Origin of the sequence: Micromonospora saelicesensis, assembly GCF_900091575.1 — a bacterium.
GTDB lineage: Bacteria > Actinomycetota > Actinomycetes > Mycobacteriales > Micromonosporaceae > Micromonospora > Micromonospora saelicesensis.
In genome coordinates this window covers 107653-125410 of the sequence record NZ_FMCR01000010.1, presented here as the reverse complement: position 1 = coordinate 125410, position 17758 = coordinate 107653, and the positions used below count along the sequence as shown (strand labels likewise).

Below are 17758 nucleotides of genomic sequence, written 5' to 3'. Positions count from 1 at the left end.
TCGGGCCCAGGGCCGTACTCTTCTCGGTTGGCCCGCGCGGTTCCCGCCGCCTGCCGGCGACCTCTGAAGGAGCGTGCGTTGACCGACCAGACCGGCCTGGAGCAGGAGATCGCCGTCGAGCAACGACACCTCGACCGGGTGTACGCCCGACTGGCCGAGCTGCGGCAGTCGGCCGTCCGCGCCGAGCGTGACGGCTACCGGATGGCCCGGGTGGGCACGCACGGTGCCCTGGTCGAGCGCGACGCGATGGTCTTCCACGCGGCGCAGCGGCGGCACACCCTGGACGCCGAGCACGAGGGACTGGTCTTCGGCCGCCTGGACCTGCGCGACCGTCAGGTGCTGCACGTCGGGCGACTGGGGATCCGCGACGAGAACGCCGTCACGCTTGTCGTCGACTGGCGCGCGCCGGCCGCCGCCGCCTTCTACCAGGCCACCCCGGCGCAGCCGCTGGACGTGGTGCGGCGCCGCACCATCCAGTCCCGCGCCGAGCGGGTCACCCGGATCGAGGACGACCTGCTGGACCCGACGGCCGCCCCGGAGGGGATGACTGTCGTCGGTGACGGCGCGTTGCTGGCCACCCTGTCCAAGGCCACCGGCCGGGGCATGCGTGACATCGTGGCGACCATCCAGCGGGAGCAGGACGAGGCGATCCGCTCGCCCGGCTCCGGGGTGACGATCGTGGCGGGCGGCCCCGGCACCGGCAAGACCGCTGTCGCCCTGCACCGGGCCGCGTTCCTGCTGTACTCCGATCGCAGCCGCTACGCCGGCGGCGGCATCCTGGTGGTGGGCCCGTCGTCGGTCTTCGTCGAGTACATCGGCTCCGTGCTGCCGTCGCTCGGTGAGGACACCGCGACCCTGCACTCGCTGGGCACCCTCTTCCCGGGGATGACCGCCACCCGCCCCGACCCGCCCGAGGTGGCGGCGGTGAAGGGCTCGCTGCGGATGCGCCGGGTGCTGGAGCGGGCGGCCCGCGACGCGGTGCCGGGCGGCCCGGGTGAGCTGCGGCTGCTCTACCGGGGCACGCTGCTGCGGTTGGACCGGGCCGCGCTGGACCGGATCCGGGACCGGGCGCTGCAACGCGGCGCACGACGCAACGAGGTGCGCCGGGCCGGTTTCGACGGGGTGTTCGCCGCGCTCTGGGCGCAGGCCCGTGAGCTGAGCAGCGGTCGGCTGCCGGAGCAACCGGCCTTCGAGGCGGAGATCGCCGAGCGGTCGGAGTTCCGGGAGTTCCTCAAGGCGTGGTGGCCTCGGCTGCACCCCCGGCACGTGCTCGGCTGGCTGGCGCAGCCGGACCGGCTGCGCCGGTACGCCGGGGGGATCCTCTCCTCGGCGGAGATCCGGCTGCTCAACGCCGCGTACCGGAACCTGGACTCGGCCGGGCTGACCATCGCCGACGTGGCGCTGCTGGACGAGTTGGACGCGCTGCTCGGTAAGCCCGCGCAGCCGGCCCGCGCGCGACGCGACCCGTTCCAGCTCGCTGGCGGCGTCCGTGAGCTGAGCACCCTCGGTGAACGGCAGCGGGCCGCCCGCGCGGCGGCCCGGGAGCGTCCGGAGGACTACCGGGACTACGCGCACGTGGTGGTGGACGAGGCGCAGGACGTCTCGCCGATGCAGTGGCGGATGATCGGTCGACGCGGCCGACTGGCCTCCTGGACCGTGGTGGGCGACCCCGCGCAGACCGCGTGGACCGGCGACCCGGACGAACTGGACCGGGCCCGGGACCAGGCGTTGGGCCGGCGCAAGCGACACGACTTCACGCTCACCACCAACTACCGCAACTCGGCGGAGATCTTCGCGGTGGCTGCGGCGGAGATCCGTCGGCTCTACCCGGACCTGCCGCTGCCCACCGCCGTGCGCTCCACTGGTGTCGAGCCGGTGGAGCTGGTGGTGCCCCCGACGGGGTTGGAGACCGCGACCGTGGAGGCCGCCGCCGGCCTGTTGGCCGAGGTGGAGGGCACTGTCGGGGTGATCACGCCGGTCCCCCGCCGGGACGAGGTCGCCGGGTGGCTGGGCGCACTCGGCGCGCCGAGGTTGCAGGTGGTGACCAGCCTGGAGGCCAAGGGCATGGAGTACGACGGGGTGGTGCTGGTCGCCCCGAGCGAGATCCGGGCGGATCCGGGTGCCGGGGTGCGCACCCTGTACGTGGCGCTCTCCCGGGCCACCCAGCGGCTCACCACCATCGACCCGACCGGCTGACGTGTGCGGACTGCCGCCAGCGGGAGACGCAGCCCGTACACTTGCACACATAGCGATGTGAGCATACATTTGACCGGGTCCCGACCAGCGGCGGAAGGTGGTTCTCGTGGGCGCAGGTCATGACCACCACCATGGGTCCGTCGCCAATGCCGCACACCAGCACCGAGGTCGACTCTGGGCAGCGTTCGGGTTGCTCGCCACCCTGATGGTGGTCGAGGCCGTGGCCGCCCTGCACACCGGCTCGCTCGCCCTGCTCTCCGACGCCGGGCACATGTTCACCGACGTGCTCGGCATCGGGATGGCGCTCGCCGCCATCACGGCGACCCGGCGGGCCACCGGCGACCCGCAGCGCACCTTCGGGCTCTACCGGCTCGAGGTGCTCGCCGCGCTGGCCAACGCCGTCCTGCTCTCCGGCGTCGCGATCTACGTGGTGATCGAGGCGATCCGCCGTTTCGGCGACCCGCACCAGGTCATCGCCGGCCCGATGCTCGCGGTGGCCGTGCTCGGCCTGCTCGCGAACATCGCCGCCTTCGCGCTGCTGCGCGCCGGGGCCCGGGAGAGCATCAACCTCCAGGGCGCCTACCTGGAGGTCCTCGGTGACCTGCTCGGCTCGCTCGGCGTCATCGGCGCGGCGCTGCTCATCACCGTCACCAACTGGTGGTGGGCCGACCCCCTGGTCGCGGTCGCCATCGGCGTGTTCATCCTGCCGCGCACCTGGCGGCTGGCCCGCGCGGCCATCCGCATCCTGGTACAGGCCGCCCCGGAGCACCTCCAGGTGACGGCCGTGCACGACCGGCTCGCCGCCGTCCCCGGTGTCGTCGAGGTGCACGACCTGCACGTCTGGACGCTCACCTCGGGCATGGAGGTGGCCTCCGCTCACCTGACCATGGCACCCGGCGCGGAGGTCGGCGCGGTGCTCACCGCGGCGCGTACGGCCCTGCACGACGACTTCCGCATCGAGCACGCGACGTTGCAGATCGAGCCCGGCGCCGCCTCCGGAGCGTGTGGCTCCATCGAGTGGTGACCGGCCCCTTTCGTAGCATTCCTCCGGTTTCGCGGCATTTTTCCGTGGTGACGCACGCACCGTCCGTCACATCGGCTGCAACGGCCCCATTGGCACCGGTAGGCTCGGTCCCGGCCTCCACCAGGCGGCGCCCTCCCGGCGCCGGTGGCGGTCGCCGCCTAATCGCCCAACTGGGCGAACCGGGGAACCATGTTCCTGGGGTGTATCCGCGTCAGCGGTAGGGATCTTCCGTCCCGAACCCGTCAGCTAACCCGGTCGGCGGCTGACGGAAGGACATGCGCAGTGGCACCAGCACGACCACCCGCCGCCCGACTGGCGGCCCTGATCGTCGCGATGTTCGCCCTCGGCGTCGCGCTTCCGGCCGGCACCGCCTCGGCCGCTCCCCCGACCGGCCTGCGGGCCGCCGCACCCGACTCCGACGAGGAGGGCGGCACCCCGGCGTTGCGCGCCCAACTCGAGGCGGCCAGCAAGGGCTACCTGGACGCGAAGCGCGCCCTGGACACCTCCGTGCAACGGCAGAAGCAGCTCGCCACCCAGCTGAAGACCATCGAGGTCGATATCGAGCAGCGCAACGGCAAGGTCGGCGAGATCGCCGAAGTGGCCTACCGCACCGGCCGGCTCGGTGCGATGTCGGCGCTGCTCAACAGCAACACCCCGGAAGGCTTCATGGACCGGGCGGCCGCTCTGGACGCGGTGGCCGCCAACGAGGACCGGGTGCTCCGCGACCTGCTGGACAGCAAGGACAAGGCCAACCGCACCCGGGTCGCCCTGGACGGTGAGATCAACGAACAGCGCAAGCAGGTCGCGGTGATGGCCAAGCGCAAGGAGCAGGCCGAACGGGCCCTGACCGTGGCCACCACACCCAAACCGCAGACCACCGCCGACACCGGTTCCAACCGGGGCACCTCCAGCGCCAACGCGACGGCCGCGCCGCGCAACTCCGACGGCTCCTGGCCCTCCGAGTCGTGCAGCGTCAACGACCCCACCCCGGCCAACGGCTGCATCACCCCCCGCACCCTGCACGCGCTCAACCAGGCCAAGGCCGCAGGATTCACCCGGTACGTCTCGTGCCACCGCCCCAGCGGCTCCGGTGAACACCCGAAGGGCCGGGCCTGCGACTTCGCTGCGCAGAAGGGCGGCTTCGGCGGTAACGCCACCGGCGGCGACAAGACGTACGGCAACAACCTGGCCGCGTACTTCATCCGCAACTCAGACCGGCTCGCCGTGCTCTACGTGATCTGGTACAGGCAGATCTGGCTGCCCAGCAGCGGGTGGAAGTCGTACAGCGGGGCGCACGGCACCCCGTCGACCGACCACACCAACCACGTACACCTGTCGGTCTACTGACCCACGCGTCGTGATGCCTGTGAGTCATCGTGATGGCTCACAGGCATCACGTGCGTCGGGGCCGGGCTACGTCACTGGGCGTACCCCTGATGTCGTCGCTCGTCGGACGACCCGGCGGTGGTCGGCGGGCAGCATCGCGGTATGCCTCGGATCCGACCCACCACCCGCAAGGCGCTGCTCACCCTGCACCTCGTCACCTCGCTCGGCTGGCTCGGCGCCGACCTGGTGCTGCTCACCCTCGGCATCGCCGTGCAGCGGGGTGCCGACCCGGCGGTGGTCTATCCGGTCACGGCCCTGGTCGGCACGGTGCTGTTCGCGCCGCTGAGCGTCCTGGTCTGGCTGATCGGAGTCGCCGCCTCGCTGCTCACCCCGTGGGGCCTGCTGCGCCACCGCTGGGTGCTGGTCAAGCTCGTGCTCACCACGGTGATGGTCGGGCTGGTGCTGTTCCTGCTCACCCCGAACCTGCGTCACGCCGGAGCGGTCGGCGCCGCCCTGCCCGCCCGGGATCGCGCCGACCTGGTCATCGCGCCGGCGGTGTCGACCAGCCTGATGATCATCGCGACGGTGCTGTCCACCTACAAGCCGTGGGGCCGGCGTCCCGCCGCCCGGCCCGCCCGCACGAACCGCGATCGCGCTGTAGCCAAGAAGTAGGCGCCGCCCCCGCTGCGCGCGGGGAGCAGGTCAAGGCCGTCCCGCGTTAAGCGCAGAGCCCTGCCCCGTCCCGCGATCTTGCACTTACTGCGCCGACACATGGGGCATCCCGCCGATATCGACAACCGTAACTGCAAGATCGACGCAGCGGGCGCGTGAGCCAGTCCAGGTCGCCCCTTGGACCAACTGCCGTAGTCAGCTCGCCTTGCTGCTCGGGTGGGAGTGTCGCTGGTAGGCGTTATACCAAGGAGTCATATTTATACCTCTGAGGTATGTCGCTCACCCGAGTAGCAGCGCCCCGACGGATGTCGCCACGGCGACCTCTGCCTGCTGAAACGACAGTGACACCCAGACCTGAGCACGATGGTGCAACGCCAGCGCCGAACGCGGCGCGGCACCGGGCGGCGGGGAGCGACGGCGGCCGGCGCGGGACGGCAGGCGGCGCGGAGTGGTTGCGGGCGGAGCGGCAGCGGGGCGGTGCCGGGCACGGCGGGCGGCGCGCGGGTACAGCGGGGCGGCGCGCGGGTACAGCGGGGCGGCGCGCGGGTACAGCGGGGCGGCGCGCGGGTACAGCGGGGCGACGCGCGGCTACAGCGGGGCGGCCCGGGGGCAGGTCAGGCGGGCGGGGGGTTGCCGGTGCGGTCGAGGGCGGCGCCCAGCCGGGTGGCGAGGGCGAGGTGAGCGGCCTGGGCCTGGCGGAACGCGTACCGGAACAGCGGCGTCGGCGCGGTCAGGGTGATCTCGACGTCGATGCGGACCAGGCCGTCCGGCTCGGCGCGTAGTCGGGTGTGGTTTCGCACGGTGGTGGCCGGCCACTGGCGGGCAACCATGACGATCTCGTCGGCCTCGCTGATCAGCACGTCCGCGTGGTAGGTGGTCCGGAAGCGCAGCGGGCCGGCCGCCAACCGGTCGTTGATCGTGAAGCTGGCCTGGGCGCCGGGCCGGGGCGGCACCCGGCGAACCCGGACGATCAGCGGATGCAGCTCGCCCTGCCGGGTCAGGTCGCTGAGCAACGCTGCCGCCTCGGCGGGTGAGCACCGGGCCTGGACGGTGTAGCTGAAGGTACCGCTGCTGAGCACACCGTCTCCCGCCGTCGTTGGTCGCCCGATCGTCCCGTACCGATGTCTGGCTGGCAACGCCCCCGGGCCCTCAGCGCCGCGCCGGACCGGTCCGATGCGACGACCTGTCACCACCTGCGCCATTAAGGTCGGTTAGTACAAAATCTTCCGTAGATGCCGGAGGGCGGCCAGCATGAACGGCGACGACCGATGAGTGGGCACGTGATGGTGTTCGCGCCCACTCCACAGCTGACGGTGACGGTGGACCAGCCCAACGACCACCCCGAGCTGCACCTGCACCCTGGTGGGCAAGGCGTCTGGCAGGCCCGGATGGTGATCTCCCTCGGAGTCGACGTGGTGCTCTGCGCCGCCCTTGGCGGTGAGATCGGCCAGGTGCTGGAGCCGCTGCTGGTCAGCGAGGGCGTGGACCTCAAGGTGGTGGTCCGTGACTCCGGCAGCGGCGGGTACGTGCACGATCGCCGCGAGGGCTCCCGACAGGAGATCGCCGACGTGCCCGGGCAGCCGCTGAGCCGGCACGAGATCGACGAGCTGTACAACCTCGCCCTCGGCGAGGGCCTGCGGGCCTCGGTGAGCATCCTCAGTGGGCCGAACGAACCGTGGCTCGTACCGGCCGACCTGTACCGACGCTTCGCCGCCGACCTCGGCGCGAACGGCGGCCGGGTGGTGGTCGACCTCTCCGGCGATCACCTCGGTTCGGTGCTGGAGAGCGGGGTGTTCTTCCTCAAGGTGAGTCACGAGGAGTTGATCCGCGACGGCCGCGCCCGCAGCGACGACATCGAGGAGCTGACCCGGGCCATGTACGAGCTGCACGCGGGCGGCGCCGAGACGGTGGTGGTGAGCCGCGCCGACCAGCCGGCGTTGGCGCTCATCGACGGGGAGCTGTTCCAGGTCGAGATGCCCCGGCTGGAGGCCGCCGACCCGCGCGGCGCGGGCGACTCCATGACGGCCGGAGTGGCGGCCGTCGTGGCCAGAGGCGGGGACATTCGGACCGCCATCCGCACCGGCGCCGCCGCCGGCGCGCTGAACGTGACCCGGCACGGCCTGGGCACCGGGCGGCTGGACTCGATCACCGGCCTGGTGGACCGGGTCCGGCTGGTGCCGGCGGACAGCCGGCAACAGGAGCGGACCACCCCGGACGAGTTGGCCGGCCGGGTGGTCGAGCGATGACCCTGCGGGTGTTGATCACCAACGACGACGGGATCGCCGCGCCGGGCATCCAGGCGCTGGCCTGGGCTGCCCGGCAGCGGGGCCTGGACGTCGTGGTGGCCGCGCCGATGGAGGAGGCGAGCGGCACCAGCGCCGCGATGAGCGCCATGGAGCGCGACGGGCGGGTCGTCGTTAACGACCACCCACTGCCCGACCTGGCGGGTGTGTCGGCGTACGGGGTCGCCGGGTCCCCGGGCTTCATCACGCTGATCGCCCTGCACGGGGCGTTCGGCCCACCGCCGTCGGTGGTGCTCTCCGGCGTCAACCGGGGCGCCAACGCCGGCCGGGCGGTGCTGCACTCCGGGACCGTGGGCGCCGCGTTCACCGCCGCCACCAACGGCTGCCGGGCGATGGCGGTCTCCCTCGACGTGCTCTCCGCCGGCGAGGCGACGGCCGCGAGCGGTGGCGCCGCCGTGGACGCCGCCGCCCGGGTACGCGACGCCGAGCGGCACTGGGGCACCGCCGCGCGGGTCGCCCTGGACCTGCTCCCCCGCTTGACCTCCGCGCCCATGGAGAGCGTGCTCAACGTGAACACCCCGGACCTGCCGCACGGGCAGCTGCGCGGGGTGCGGCGCGGCACCCTGGCCAGCTTCGGTCAGGTGCAGATGACGGTGGCCGAATCCGGCCACGGGTTCGTCCGTACCTCGCTGGAGGAGCCGGGGCAGGCCGCACAGCCGGGCACGGACGTGGCGTTGCTGGCCGCCGGGTACGCGTCGGTGACGGCCATCCGAGCGGTCACCGAGGCGACCGACATCGACCTGACCGGCCTGGACGAGCAGTCCTGACGGGACGCCCGGCGCGCTCAGGCGCCGGGCAGCACCTCGGGGGTGGCGGCACCGGCGAAGTAGGGCTCCGGAGCGCCGAAGAGGCCCAGCAGACCGGTCACCCAGAGCTGCCGGTGCACGAACCGGCTCGGCTCGGTGACCACCAGCTTGACGTCGCTGACCTCGGCTGTCTGGAAGCCGGCGACCATGGCGCTGATGCCGACCGAGTCGATGAAGGTGACCAACCTCATGTTGAGTTCGATGCGCAGGGGGCGGCCCTTGGCCAGCACCTCTGCGATCGCTTCGCGCACCTCGTACGCTGTGTCGACGTCGATCTCACCCCGTGGGGCGATCTCCACGACACCACCGGACAGAACCGACTTCACGATCGACAGGCTCACGCGAGCACCTCCACCCGCCCGTCCCCCGGGCGCCTCATCAGTACGCGGGCCGCGACCGAGAGTATTCCTCCGACGGCCTCGGTCGCCACCCCTCGGGATGAGCAATTCGCGGATCCGGGCCGACAAAGCCACCCATATCCGCACTTTTCAGTATCTGATTACTCAAGACTTTTCGTTATCTGACCATCGACGATCGGTCGTGACCGACGCGCCGCCGAACCAGGGTAGCGGTCCGGACCCGGCGCGCCCGACAACCGGCCCAGGACGTACGCCTGCCCCGTGTGCCGTCGGCGTGTCGCCCACCGCCGGCCGGCACGATCCGCGCCCCCGGTTGCCCACGCGCCCTAGCATCGGCCGGGACACCACCGCGACGGAGAGGATCTTCGATGATCAAGCGACTTGCCGGGCTGGCCGGCGTCGGTGTTCTGCTCGCCCTCGTCCTGGCCTGCGGGTTCGGTGGCGGGGGCGACGATGACGACGATGACGACGACGACTTCGCCCGAGGTGTCGCCGTGTCAGCGGTGCGCTGATTCGGTGGCGCACCGGGTTTCGGCCCGCCGAGCTACCGGTGCTCCGCGGACGTCGGGGTTTGCGTTCGGCTGACGCGGGGCACTGCGGGGTAGGCGACACCGTGACGCGCTGGAAAGACGCCGAAGTCCGAAGTGGCCGGCGGCTTCGGCACCCGAGGAGGTAACCACGATGTTCGGAACCAACCTGCTGGACCGCCGCAGCAAGCCGGAGCGGATCGCGGACCAGGCCTGGGAGCACCTGCTCTCGGCCGTCAGCTATGCCGGAGACAGTGTGCGGGACACCGCCCGCTCGGCCCGCCAAAACAGCAGCGACCTCGCCGACGGGGCGGGTGACCTGGTGGGATCCGCCGCCGAGGAGGCGCGACGCCGAGCCTCGCTGGCCTTCGACGCGCTCGCCGGCCGGCAGCCGGCACTGCCCTGGACGCTCCTGATCGGCGCCGCGCTCGTCGGCGCGGCGGTCGGCTGGGCCGTCGGCTCCGCCGCGCGGGCCGCCGGCAGCCGCGACGACCGTGCCGTCGACGACGTGGAGTTCGTCGACGTCGACCGCCCCAACTCCCCCGCCATCTGAACGACAGCACCACGATGGGCCCCGATCGACTCAGGTCGAGCGGGGCCCGTCGTGGTGCTGGGGTGGACCCGGTCCGCCGGGTGCCGGACCCCTCAGGCGGCCCGGCGGACCGGTGTCTGGTGGTGATCCGGGGTCCCGACCCGGATCACCCGCTCAGCGACTTGTGCAGGTGATGGCGGCCGGGGACGTGTTGCGACCGGTCCACGAACCGAGGAAGCCGGCGGTGGTGCTGGCCCCGGCGGCGAGCGCGCCGTTCCAGCCCGTGTCCCGGACCGACACGGCGGCTCCGGTCTGGGTGTGGGTGCCGCCCCAGAGCTGGTCGATCCGCTGGCCGTCGGTGAAGGTCCAGCCCACCGTCCAGCCGGAGATGGGGGCGTTTCCGGCGTTGCGGACCACCAACTCGGCCTGGAAACCGCCGGACCAGGAGCCGGTCACCCGGTACGTCGCCGCGCAGCCGGCGGACGGCGGCGGCGTGGTGGGCGGCGGCGTGGTGGGCGGCGGTGGCGTCGTCGGCGGTGGCGTGGTCGGGGGCTCGCCGCCGGTGCGGTCGGCGACCAGGATGCCGCGACCGTTGGTGCCGAGGTAGACCCGACCGTAGACGCGCGGGTCGCCGGTCAGCGCCTCGGTCGGATTGCCGTACTGGTGGCGGTCGTCGTTGACGCGTACCCAGGTCGCGCCGGTGTCGTCGGAGCGGTGCACGCCCGGTTGACCGTTCACAGTGCCGTAGAGGAACACGGCGGGGTTGGTCCGCCCGGGTGCCGCCTTGCCGAAACCGACGTTGCCGGAGGCGCTGACGCCGTCCAGCCTGGTGAAGCTGGCGCCGGCGTCGGTGGAGCGCCACAGACCACCCGGCCCGGCCAGCCACAGTTCGCCGGCCCGGCCCGGCAGGGCCTTGAACCGCACGTCGGTGGTGGGCAGCCCGGTCGCCGCGGTCGGGGTGAAGCTGGCCCCGCCGTCGGTGCTCAGGTAGAAACGCCCGCCGCTGAAGCCGTAGAACCGGGTGGGGTCGACCCGGTCGGACTCGACAGTGGCGTTCGCCGGGATGCCGGTCGACGCTGCCCAGGAGTTGCCGAACCCGACCGAGTGGACGACGCGTTGGCCCGCGTCACCGGGCGCCCAGACGAAGCGGCTGCCGTCGGCCGCGGCGGCCACCGTACCGCCCAGGTTGACGCCGGACGGTTCGGTGCCCTGGAACCAGGTGGCGCCGCCGTCGGTGGAGAAGGCGACGTGACTGTCGTTGGGTCGGTCGGCGTCGGTGAAGTTGCCGGCGCGCACCAGCACCGCGGGCTTGCTCTCGGCGTAGTCGAGGCTGGTGGTGGACGTGAACACCGGCTGGGTGAACAGCATCGACGGAATCGCGTCCAGGTCGGTGTGCCGGAAGCCGCCGACGTCGCCGAGCGCGCTGATCAGGGGTGCGCCGCTGGGCGGGCTGATCAGGTCGAGGACGGCGGTCTCCTCCAGCCCCCTGACCATGGGCCGGAGGGTGAACTGACCACCGGTGTCCCACTTGGTCAGGTCGGTCGTGCCGTAGATGGTGGCGCCGGTGCCGTACATCATGCGGTTGGAGTCGTGCGGGTCGATCTCCACCGACTCGTTCATCCAGCCGAGCTTGGGCGCGTCCTCCGGGGGTGCCGGGTTGAGGCCGAAGGTCAACCAGGGCACCGAGCTGATGTCCATGGTGTAGCGGCGGGACCTCTCCGGGTAGTTGCTGAACTCCCAGATCCGCGTCCAGCTCGCCCCGCCGTCGGTGCTGCGGAAGAAGATGGCGTCCGGCCACCAGGAGACCTGGGTGGCCACCAGCAGGGTGTTCGGGCGAAGCCGATCGATGGTCAGCCCGCTGTAGCCGAAGTAGGCGTCGGCGCTGGTGGAGGGCACCGGGCTGATCCGCGTCCAGGCCCCGGTCGACCGGGTGAACTTCCAGACGTCGCCCTTGCCGCCGTCGTACGGGCCGCCGGTGTCGCTGGTGGCGATGTAGAGGTGACCTCCGACCGGGTCGACGACGCCCTTGTGGGCCAGGTAGCCGGTTGGCTGACCGGGGATGCGCGCCCAGGTGACGCCGCCGTCGGTGCTGCGGTAGACCGGGTTCTCCTTGTCCGCCACGCCCACGTAGATGGTCTGCGTGGTGGAGCCGGCGGTGCCGGTGCTCTTGTCGAAACTGACCCAGGTCAGGCCCTGGTTCTGCCCGTTGTAGCCGTTCGGGTCGCTGGGGTCCGCCCGGTAGTTGCCGACGTTGGGGAAGGCGGCGACGCGGGCCCAGGTCACGCCGTGGTCGGTGCTGCGCCACAGCCCGTTTCCGCCCTCGGCGCCGTAGTACACGATGCTGTTCCGGTTGGGGTCGACGGCGAGCCGCTCCCCCATTCCCCGGCCCGGCATGTTGCCGCCGTTCTTGAACGGCAGCTCGGTGGCCTGCCAGGTGGCGCCCTTGTCGGCCGAGCGCAGGATCGCGCCGTTGTTCGGGTCCCAGCCGTTGGTGTACATGCCGACCGCGGCGTACACCCGGTTGGTCTGCACCGGGTCGGTGGCGATGCTGACCACGCCGTTGTAGCCCCAGCGGTCGGCGCCGACCCAGTCGAGCAGCGGCGTCCAGGACTGGCTGGCCTGTTCCCAGCGGTACGCCCCACCGATGTCGGTGCGCGCGTAGATGAGGTTCTTCTCGGTGGGGTTGAAGACGATGCCGGGTACGAAGCCGCCACCGCCCACCGGGACGTTCCGCCAGGTGTACGCCTCCGCCGCGGCCGGGGTGGGGGCCGACCCAGCGGCGGTGAACGGGACCACCACGACGGCTGTGGCGGCGGCCAACACGGACACGACCGTGCCGGCGAGACTTCTCCGCATCTGCGGTTCCTCTCGGGATGGAGCCCCGGGGGACGGGGTCGATCGCCTGGGTGACGCCGTGGCCCGGGGGACGAGCACGACGACGGGGACGGGCAGAGCTGCCCTGGCTCCACCACCCGACGCGACGGCTCCCGCGATCGAGGAACGCGATTACCGTAACCGAAATTGGCTCGCTTTGGAAGCGCTCCCACCATCGATGTTCGTCCCCACCTCCCACCCGCGCCGCCCAGGTCGGACCGCGCCGTCACCCGGTCCGGGCGAGGGCGACTCACCCGGGGCGGCGGCAGGATCGCAGCACGGCGGACCTCCGGCCGCGGCCAGCACCCGGTCCGCCATCGGAACAGCGGAGGAGGGACAGATGGCCATCGCGGAGATCAACCGCACCGACCAGGACATCCAGTCCGCCGTGCTCGACGAGCTGACCTGGGAACCGCGGGTGCAGCCGCACGAGATCGGCGTGACCGTCGCCGAGGGCGTCGTCACCCTGACCGGCCGCGTGGACAGCTACGCCAAGAAGTGGGCCGCCGAGCGGGCCGCCCACCGGGTCGCCTCGGTCCGGGCGGTCGCCAACGACGTGGCCGTGCAGCTCACCAACGGCACCGAGCGCGCCGACAGCGACCTGGCCGCGGCGGCCAGCCACGGACTGGAGTGGGACGCGTTCGTGCCCATCGAGAAGCTCCAGGTCACCGTCTCGGCCGGCTGGGTGACGCTGCACGGCGACGTCGAGTGGGAGTACCAGCGTCGAGCCGCCGAACGCGCGGTGGCCCGGCTGACCGGCGTACGCGGCGTGAGCAACGGCATCACCGTCCGACCGGCCACCGCGCCGGACGCCCGCAACGTGGCCGACCGGATCGTCGACGCCCTCGCCCGGGCCGGAGCGACCGAGGCCGAACGGATCAGCGTCCGGGTGCACGGCGACACCGCGATACTCGCCGGGTTGGTGCACTCGATGCCCGAACGGGCCGAGGTCGAGCAGGTGGCCTGGTCCGCGCCCGGCATCCGGGAGGTGCAGAACCACATCGCGGTCGCCCCGGTGCTGCGCTGAGCGGGCGCGGGCGCCCGCCCAGCGGGCGCTGAACGGGCGCGGAACCACCCGGGGTGGGTGAGCCTGCCTCACCCGCCCCGGGAGCAGGCTGGTGGCATGAGTGATCCGAACGGGCTGATCCAACCGGGGCGCACCGCGCCCGGTTTCACCCTGCCGGCCACCCCGGACGGGGATCTGCTGGGGCCTGAGCAGTTCCGTGGCCGGCCGGTCGTGCTCGCCTTCTATCCCGCCGACTGGAGCCCGGTCTGCGGTGACCAGATGTCGCTCTACCAGTCGGCGGCTCCCGTCTTCGCCCAGTACCAGGCGGTGGTTCTCGGCGTGTCGGTGGACAGCATCTGGTCACACCGGGCGTTCGCGGAGAGCCGGGGCATCGAGTTTCCCCTGCTGGCCGACTTCGAGCCCAAGGGCGAGGTGGCCCGCAGGTACGGCGCGTACATGCCGAACGGTGAGGCGGCCCGCGCGCTGGTGGTGCTGGACCCGGCGGGGAAGGTGACCTGGAGCTACCTGTCGCCGCCCGACGTCAACCCCGGCGCCGACGGCATCTTCGACGCGCTGGACCAACTCGCCGCCGATCGGAAGGTGATGGCCGGATGAGCACGCCACTGCAGGTCACCGCCCGACTTCGAGACCCGGTGACCACCGACGACCACATCCGGGGGCCGGCCGACGCGGCGGTGACCATCGTCGAGTACGGCGACTTCCAGTGCCAGTTCTGCGGTGCCGCGTACCCGAACCTGCACGAGTTGCTGCGGCAGCGGGCCGACACCGTACGGCTGGTCTACCGCTACTTCCCGATCGCCAACGTGCACCCGTACGCCGAACGGGCCGCCGAGACGGCCGAGGCCGCCGGGGTTCGGGGCCGGTTCTGGGAGATGCACGACTGGCTCTACGAGCATCAGGACCAGCTCGACCCGGTGCACCTCTCGCTCGGCGTCGAGCAGGTCGGGTTGCCGCCGGACGAGTTGAACGCCGAGGTGGAGAACCGTGCGCACGCGGACCGGGTGCGCCGGGACTTCGTGGGGGGCATCCGCAGCGGGGTGAACGGCACCCCGACCCTGTTCGTCAACGGCATCAGGCACGACGGCGGGTACGACCTGCCCGACCTGCTGACGGCCGCGGACGCCGCCGCCAACGCCTGACCCGCTCAGATCAGCCGCAACTCACGCGCCCGCCGGACCGCTTCACGCCGGCGGGTCGCGTCGAGTTTGCGGTAGATGTTGCGGACGTGGGTCTTCACGGTGTTGACCGAGAGGGACAACTCGCTGGCGATCTCCACGTTGGACAGGATGCTCTGCAGGTAGCGCAGGATGGTCAGCTCCCGCTCGGTGAGCGGCTCGTCGAGCACGCCACTGGGCCTGGCGGCCGGCCGGGCGGCGCTCTGTCCCGCGCCCCGCACCAGGTCACTGACCAGCGTGAAGTGCGCGGTGCCCGCGTCCAGGTGTGCGGCCAGTAGGTCCCGCACGGGTGGTTCGGCGCGGGTGAAGACCCTGCGGCAGCCCTGCGGGCCGGCCAGGTCCAGCGTCTGCTCCAGGATCCGACCCACCCGACGCCCGTCCCCGGCGCGCTGGGCCAGCACGGCGTCGAGCAGACCGGCGTCCAGGCGTACCGGTAGCGGCCAGCCCGTGGCGGCGGGCGCCTGCCAGTCCGGCAGGGTCCGCTCGGCGGTGGCGGCGTCGCCGGCCAGCAGCTGTACCTTCGCCAACGTCACCGCGAGCACCGGATCGGCCTCCTCGTCGGCGGCATCGGCCAGCAGATCGCGGACGGAGTCAAGGTCGCCCCGCGCGGCCCGCAGTTCGGCCTCGGCGGCCCGCAGCAGACCGGCCAGCTCTGCGGCGGACGGCCGGTCGGCCAACGCCTCCCGGGCCCGGACGAGCAGCCGCTGCCCGGTCGCCGGGTCGTTGGAGTCGCGGTGCAGCTGCGCCTGGCACAGGGCGGCAACCGCCGCCGCCACCGGTTCGTCGGCGGCGGCGGTCAGCCAGTCGTCGCCCACCTCGGGGTCGCCGGCCCGGCCGCCGGTCACGTTGAGCGCCGGGAGGGCGAGGGCGAGGTTCGCCGTGGCCTCCTCTGGCTGGTCGCGCAGCAGCGCCACCACGGCGAGAGCCAGGTACGCGTAGCCGCAGTCGAGCCGACAGGACCAGCCCCGACAGGGCGGCATGCCGAGTGCGTCCCTGGCCGCCTGCTCTGCTGCCCGCAGCTCGCCGCGCACCGCGAGCAGCAGCGCGGCGCGGCTCGCGGCGACCAGCTCGGTGCGCGGCCGGCCGGCTTCCCTTGCGGCCGCCCGGGCCCGGACGAACCGGGCGGTGGGCAGCGCCCCGTCGGCCAACTCGGCCAGCCCAAGCGCGGTGCCGGTGAACGCCCGCAGGTCCAGGTCGTCGGCGGCACCGCCACCACCGGCCGTCGGGGCGGAACCGGTCATCCCGGTCGGCACGCGGGTCGGCGTGGCCTCCGGCGGGCGGGTGCGCAGCAGGCGAGCGGCGGCAGCCCGGACCTCGGTGCGGTCGTCCGCGAGCCGGGCCACTGTCAGCTCCAGCGCGGTCACCAACCGCAGGAACCGGTCCCGGCGCGGCACCGGCAGGGTCGCGGCGTGCCCGGCGGCGGCCCGCAGGTGACCGCTGGCGGCCGGCAGGTCACCGGCGTACGCGCGCTCGGCGGCGCAGGCCAACGCCACCTCCGGGTCGGCGCGGATCACCTCCGCTGGCGGCGGCGTGGGTGCCGGTGCGTGCACCGGGTCCCGGTCGTAGCGGGTCAGCTCCGGCCAGTGGGCGACGAACAGGTCACCGGCCAGGTCCCAGCGGCCGGCGGCCAGGGCGTGCCGCAGAGCGTCGGCGGGCCGGCCGTCGCCCGCGTACCAGTCGGCGGCCCGGACGTGCAGCTCGCGTAGCTCGTCGGCGGGCAACCGGGCGAGGTCGGCGCGGAGCAGATCGGCGAGCAGGGACTCGTACCGGTACCAGGGCGGCCGGGTGTCCTCCCGGTGCAGCAGACCACCGGTCCCGGCCAGGTCGGCCAGCACCTGCCCGGCGTCGGCGCGGCCGGTCAGGGCCTCGGCCAGGTCGGCGCAGACGGTGTCGACGACCGCGGTACGGCGCAGCAGATCCTCCTCGGCCGGGTCGAGCGTCGACAGCACCTCCTCGTGCAGGTAGCCGGCGATCTCCGGCTGGTCTCCGCCGAACTGCCCCACCCAGCGTTCCGGGTCGGGCTGTCCGCGTACCGCCAGGGCGGCGATGCGCAGCGCGGCCGGCCAGCCGCCGGTGCGCTCCCGCAGCCGGTGCACGGCGGTGGCCGGCAGCGCGGCACCGTGGGCGGTGAGCAGGTCGGCCACCTCGTCGTCGGTGAACGCCAGCTCGTCCGGGCCGATCTCGGTCAGCTCGCCGGCGAGGCGGAGCCGGTGCAGTGGCAGGTGCAGTCCGGCCCGCGCGCCGATCACCAGGCGGAGCCGCCGCCCGGCATGCCGCAGCAGGAACTCCAGGCCGGTCAACGCCGCCGGGTCGGCGACCCGGTGCAGGTCGTCCAGGATCAGCAGCACCGGCCGGTCGGCGGCGGCGAGCGTGGCGGCCAGCGCCTCCAACTGGTCGGGGCGCGGCGGCCGATCGGGCAACGGGCCACCCTCCGTCGCCCCGGTCGCCGAGCGCAGCGCCGCGGCGAGGTACGCCCAGAGCCGGTCGGAGTCGTCGCCGGCCTCCACCGACATCCACGCCGACACCGGGTCGTCAGCCGACGAGACCGACAGGTCGCCCGAGTCGGGCACGATCGCGCCCGGCTCCACGTCGGGTGGCGCCCCGCCCAGCCGCATCCAGGAGGCGAGCAGGGTGGTCTTGCCCCAGCCGGCGGGGGCGGCCACCAGGGTGACCGGTCCCGCGCTGCCCTCGTCCAACCGGCGCAGCAGGCGGGGCCGGGCGACCACCGGCTCCGGCGGCACGGCCGGCGTCAGCCGGGACGCCAACAGCGGTGGCCCCGGTGCCGGTTCGACGCGTACGTGATCCTGTTCCGGCACCCAGCCCCACCCCCACCACGCGCTCCGCCCCCGGTCGGCGAGCGGTTACCCGGCACGGGCCGGTTCACCCCTTCCGGGCGAGCGCGCTTCACCCGGGTGCGACCGACGATCGGGGGACGTG

The 17758-nt window shown here is 73.0% G+C and carries 15 protein-coding genes and 1 riboswitch; of the genes, 11 read left to right on the top strand and 4 right to left on the bottom strand.

Annotated features, from left to right (window positions below; genetic code table 11):
- Positions 1–78: 78 nt before the first annotated feature.
- The 4 genes from GA0070561_RS31790 to GA0070561_RS31775 all read left to right on the top strand — a co-directional run bounded on the left by GA0070561_RS31790 (position 79) and on the right by GA0070561_RS31775 (position 5218).
- Positions 79–2196 carry a HelD family protein gene (locus GA0070561_RS31790; protein ID WP_091409257.1) on the top strand — a complete coding sequence of 706 codons (2118 nt, stop codon included), beginning with the start codon at positions 79–81 and terminating at the stop codon, positions 2194–2196.
- A 106-nt stretch (positions 2197–2302) separates the two neighbouring features.
- Positions 2303–3220, top strand: a complete 918-nt coding sequence (locus GA0070561_RS31785; protein WP_091409254.1) for a cation diffusion facilitator family transporter — start codon at positions 2303–2305, stop codon at positions 3218–3220.
- Positions 3221–3365: 145 nt separating this feature from the next.
- Positions 3366–3497: riboswitch (cyclic di-AMP (ydaO/yuaA leader) on the top strand.
- A gap of 5 nt (positions 3498–3502) precedes the next feature.
- Positions 3503–4567, top strand: a complete 1065-nt coding sequence (locus GA0070561_RS31780; protein ID WP_373861594.1) for a coiled-coil domain-containing protein — start codon at positions 3503–3505, stop codon at positions 4565–4567.
- A 141-nt stretch (positions 4568–4708) separates the two neighbouring features.
- Entirely contained in the window at positions 4709–5218 is a 510-nt protein-coding gene (locus tag GA0070561_RS31775) for a hypothetical protein (protein ID WP_091409250.1), read from the top strand.
- Positions 5219–5832: 614 nt separating this feature from the next.
- Here GA0070561_RS31775 and GA0070561_RS31770 read toward each other — a convergent pair.
- Positions 5833–6297, bottom strand: a complete 465-nt coding sequence (locus GA0070561_RS31770) for a hypothetical protein (RefSeq protein WP_091409247.1) — start codon at positions 6295–6297, stop codon at positions 5833–5835.
- A gap of 189 nt (positions 6298–6486) precedes the next feature.
- Between GA0070561_RS31770 and GA0070561_RS31765 the strand changes: the two genes are divergently transcribed.
- Complete coding sequence (locus GA0070561_RS31765; RefSeq protein WP_208603900.1) at positions 6487–7464, top strand: 1-phosphofructokinase family hexose kinase; 978 nt, start codon at positions 6487–6489, stop codon at positions 7462–7464.
- Complete coding sequence (gene surE / locus GA0070561_RS31760; protein ID WP_091409239.1) at positions 7461–8288, top strand: 5'/3'-nucleotidase SurE; 828 nt, start codon at positions 7461–7463, stop codon at positions 8286–8288. Before GA0070561_RS31765 ends, surE begins: the two co-directional genes overlap by 4 nt.
- Before the next feature lie 17 nt (positions 8289–8305).
- Here the strand turns inward: surE and GA0070561_RS31755 are convergent, their stop codons facing one another.
- A complete protein-coding gene (locus tag GA0070561_RS31755) occupies positions 8306–8668 on the bottom strand; it encodes an STAS domain-containing protein (protein ID WP_030330302.1) in 363 nt (120 codons plus the stop codon).
- 386 nt (positions 8669–9054) lie between these two features.
- On the opposite strand from GA0070561_RS31755, the gene GA0070561_RS33870 reads away from it, so the two are divergent.
- Positions 9055–9198: a hypothetical protein gene (locus GA0070561_RS33870; RefSeq protein ID WP_158629639.1), complete on the top strand. Its 144-nt coding sequence runs from the start codon at positions 9055–9057 to the stop codon at positions 9196–9198.
- Positions 9199–9367: 169 nt separating this feature from the next.
- Positions 9368–9766, top strand: a complete 399-nt coding sequence (locus tag GA0070561_RS31750) for a hypothetical protein (RefSeq protein WP_091409235.1) — start codon at positions 9368–9370, stop codon at positions 9764–9766.
- Positions 9767–9919: 153 nt separating this feature from the next.
- On the opposite strand, the gene GA0070561_RS31745 is transcribed toward GA0070561_RS31750, so the two are convergent.
- Complete coding sequence (locus tag GA0070561_RS31745) at positions 9920–12601, bottom strand: cellulose binding domain-containing protein (RefSeq protein WP_091409232.1); 2682 nt, start codon at positions 12599–12601, stop codon at positions 9920–9922.
- Between the two features lie 358 nt (positions 12602–12959).
- Between GA0070561_RS31745 and GA0070561_RS31740 the strand changes: the two genes are divergently transcribed.
- The 3 genes from GA0070561_RS31740 (at position 12960) to GA0070561_RS31730 (ending at position 14785) form a co-directional block, all read left to right on the top strand.
- Positions 12960–13646 (top strand): BON domain-containing protein, encoded by a 687-nt coding sequence (locus GA0070561_RS31740; protein WP_091409229.1) that lies wholly within the window; start codon positions 12960–12962, stop codon positions 13644–13646.
- Between the two features lie 96 nt (positions 13647–13742).
- Positions 13743–14240 carry a redoxin domain-containing protein gene (locus tag GA0070561_RS31735; protein WP_091409225.1) on the top strand — a complete coding sequence of 166 codons (498 nt, stop codon included), beginning with the start codon at positions 13743–13745 and terminating at the stop codon, positions 14238–14240.
- The gene (locus tag GA0070561_RS31730; RefSeq protein ID WP_091409221.1) at positions 14237–14785 is read left to right on the top strand and encodes a DsbA family protein; all 549 of its coding nucleotides are present in this window, start codon (positions 14237–14239) and stop codon (positions 14783–14785) included. Before GA0070561_RS31735 ends, GA0070561_RS31730 begins: the two co-directional genes overlap by 4 nt.
- Before the next feature lie 5 nt (positions 14786–14790).
- On the opposite strand, the gene GA0070561_RS31725 is transcribed toward GA0070561_RS31730, so the two are convergent.
- On the bottom strand, positions 14791–17637 hold the full coding sequence (locus tag GA0070561_RS31725; RefSeq protein ID WP_091409217.1) for a helix-turn-helix transcriptional regulator: 2847 nt from the start codon (positions 17635–17637) through the stop codon (positions 14791–14793).
- Between the last annotated feature and the right edge of the window lie 121 nt (positions 17638–17758).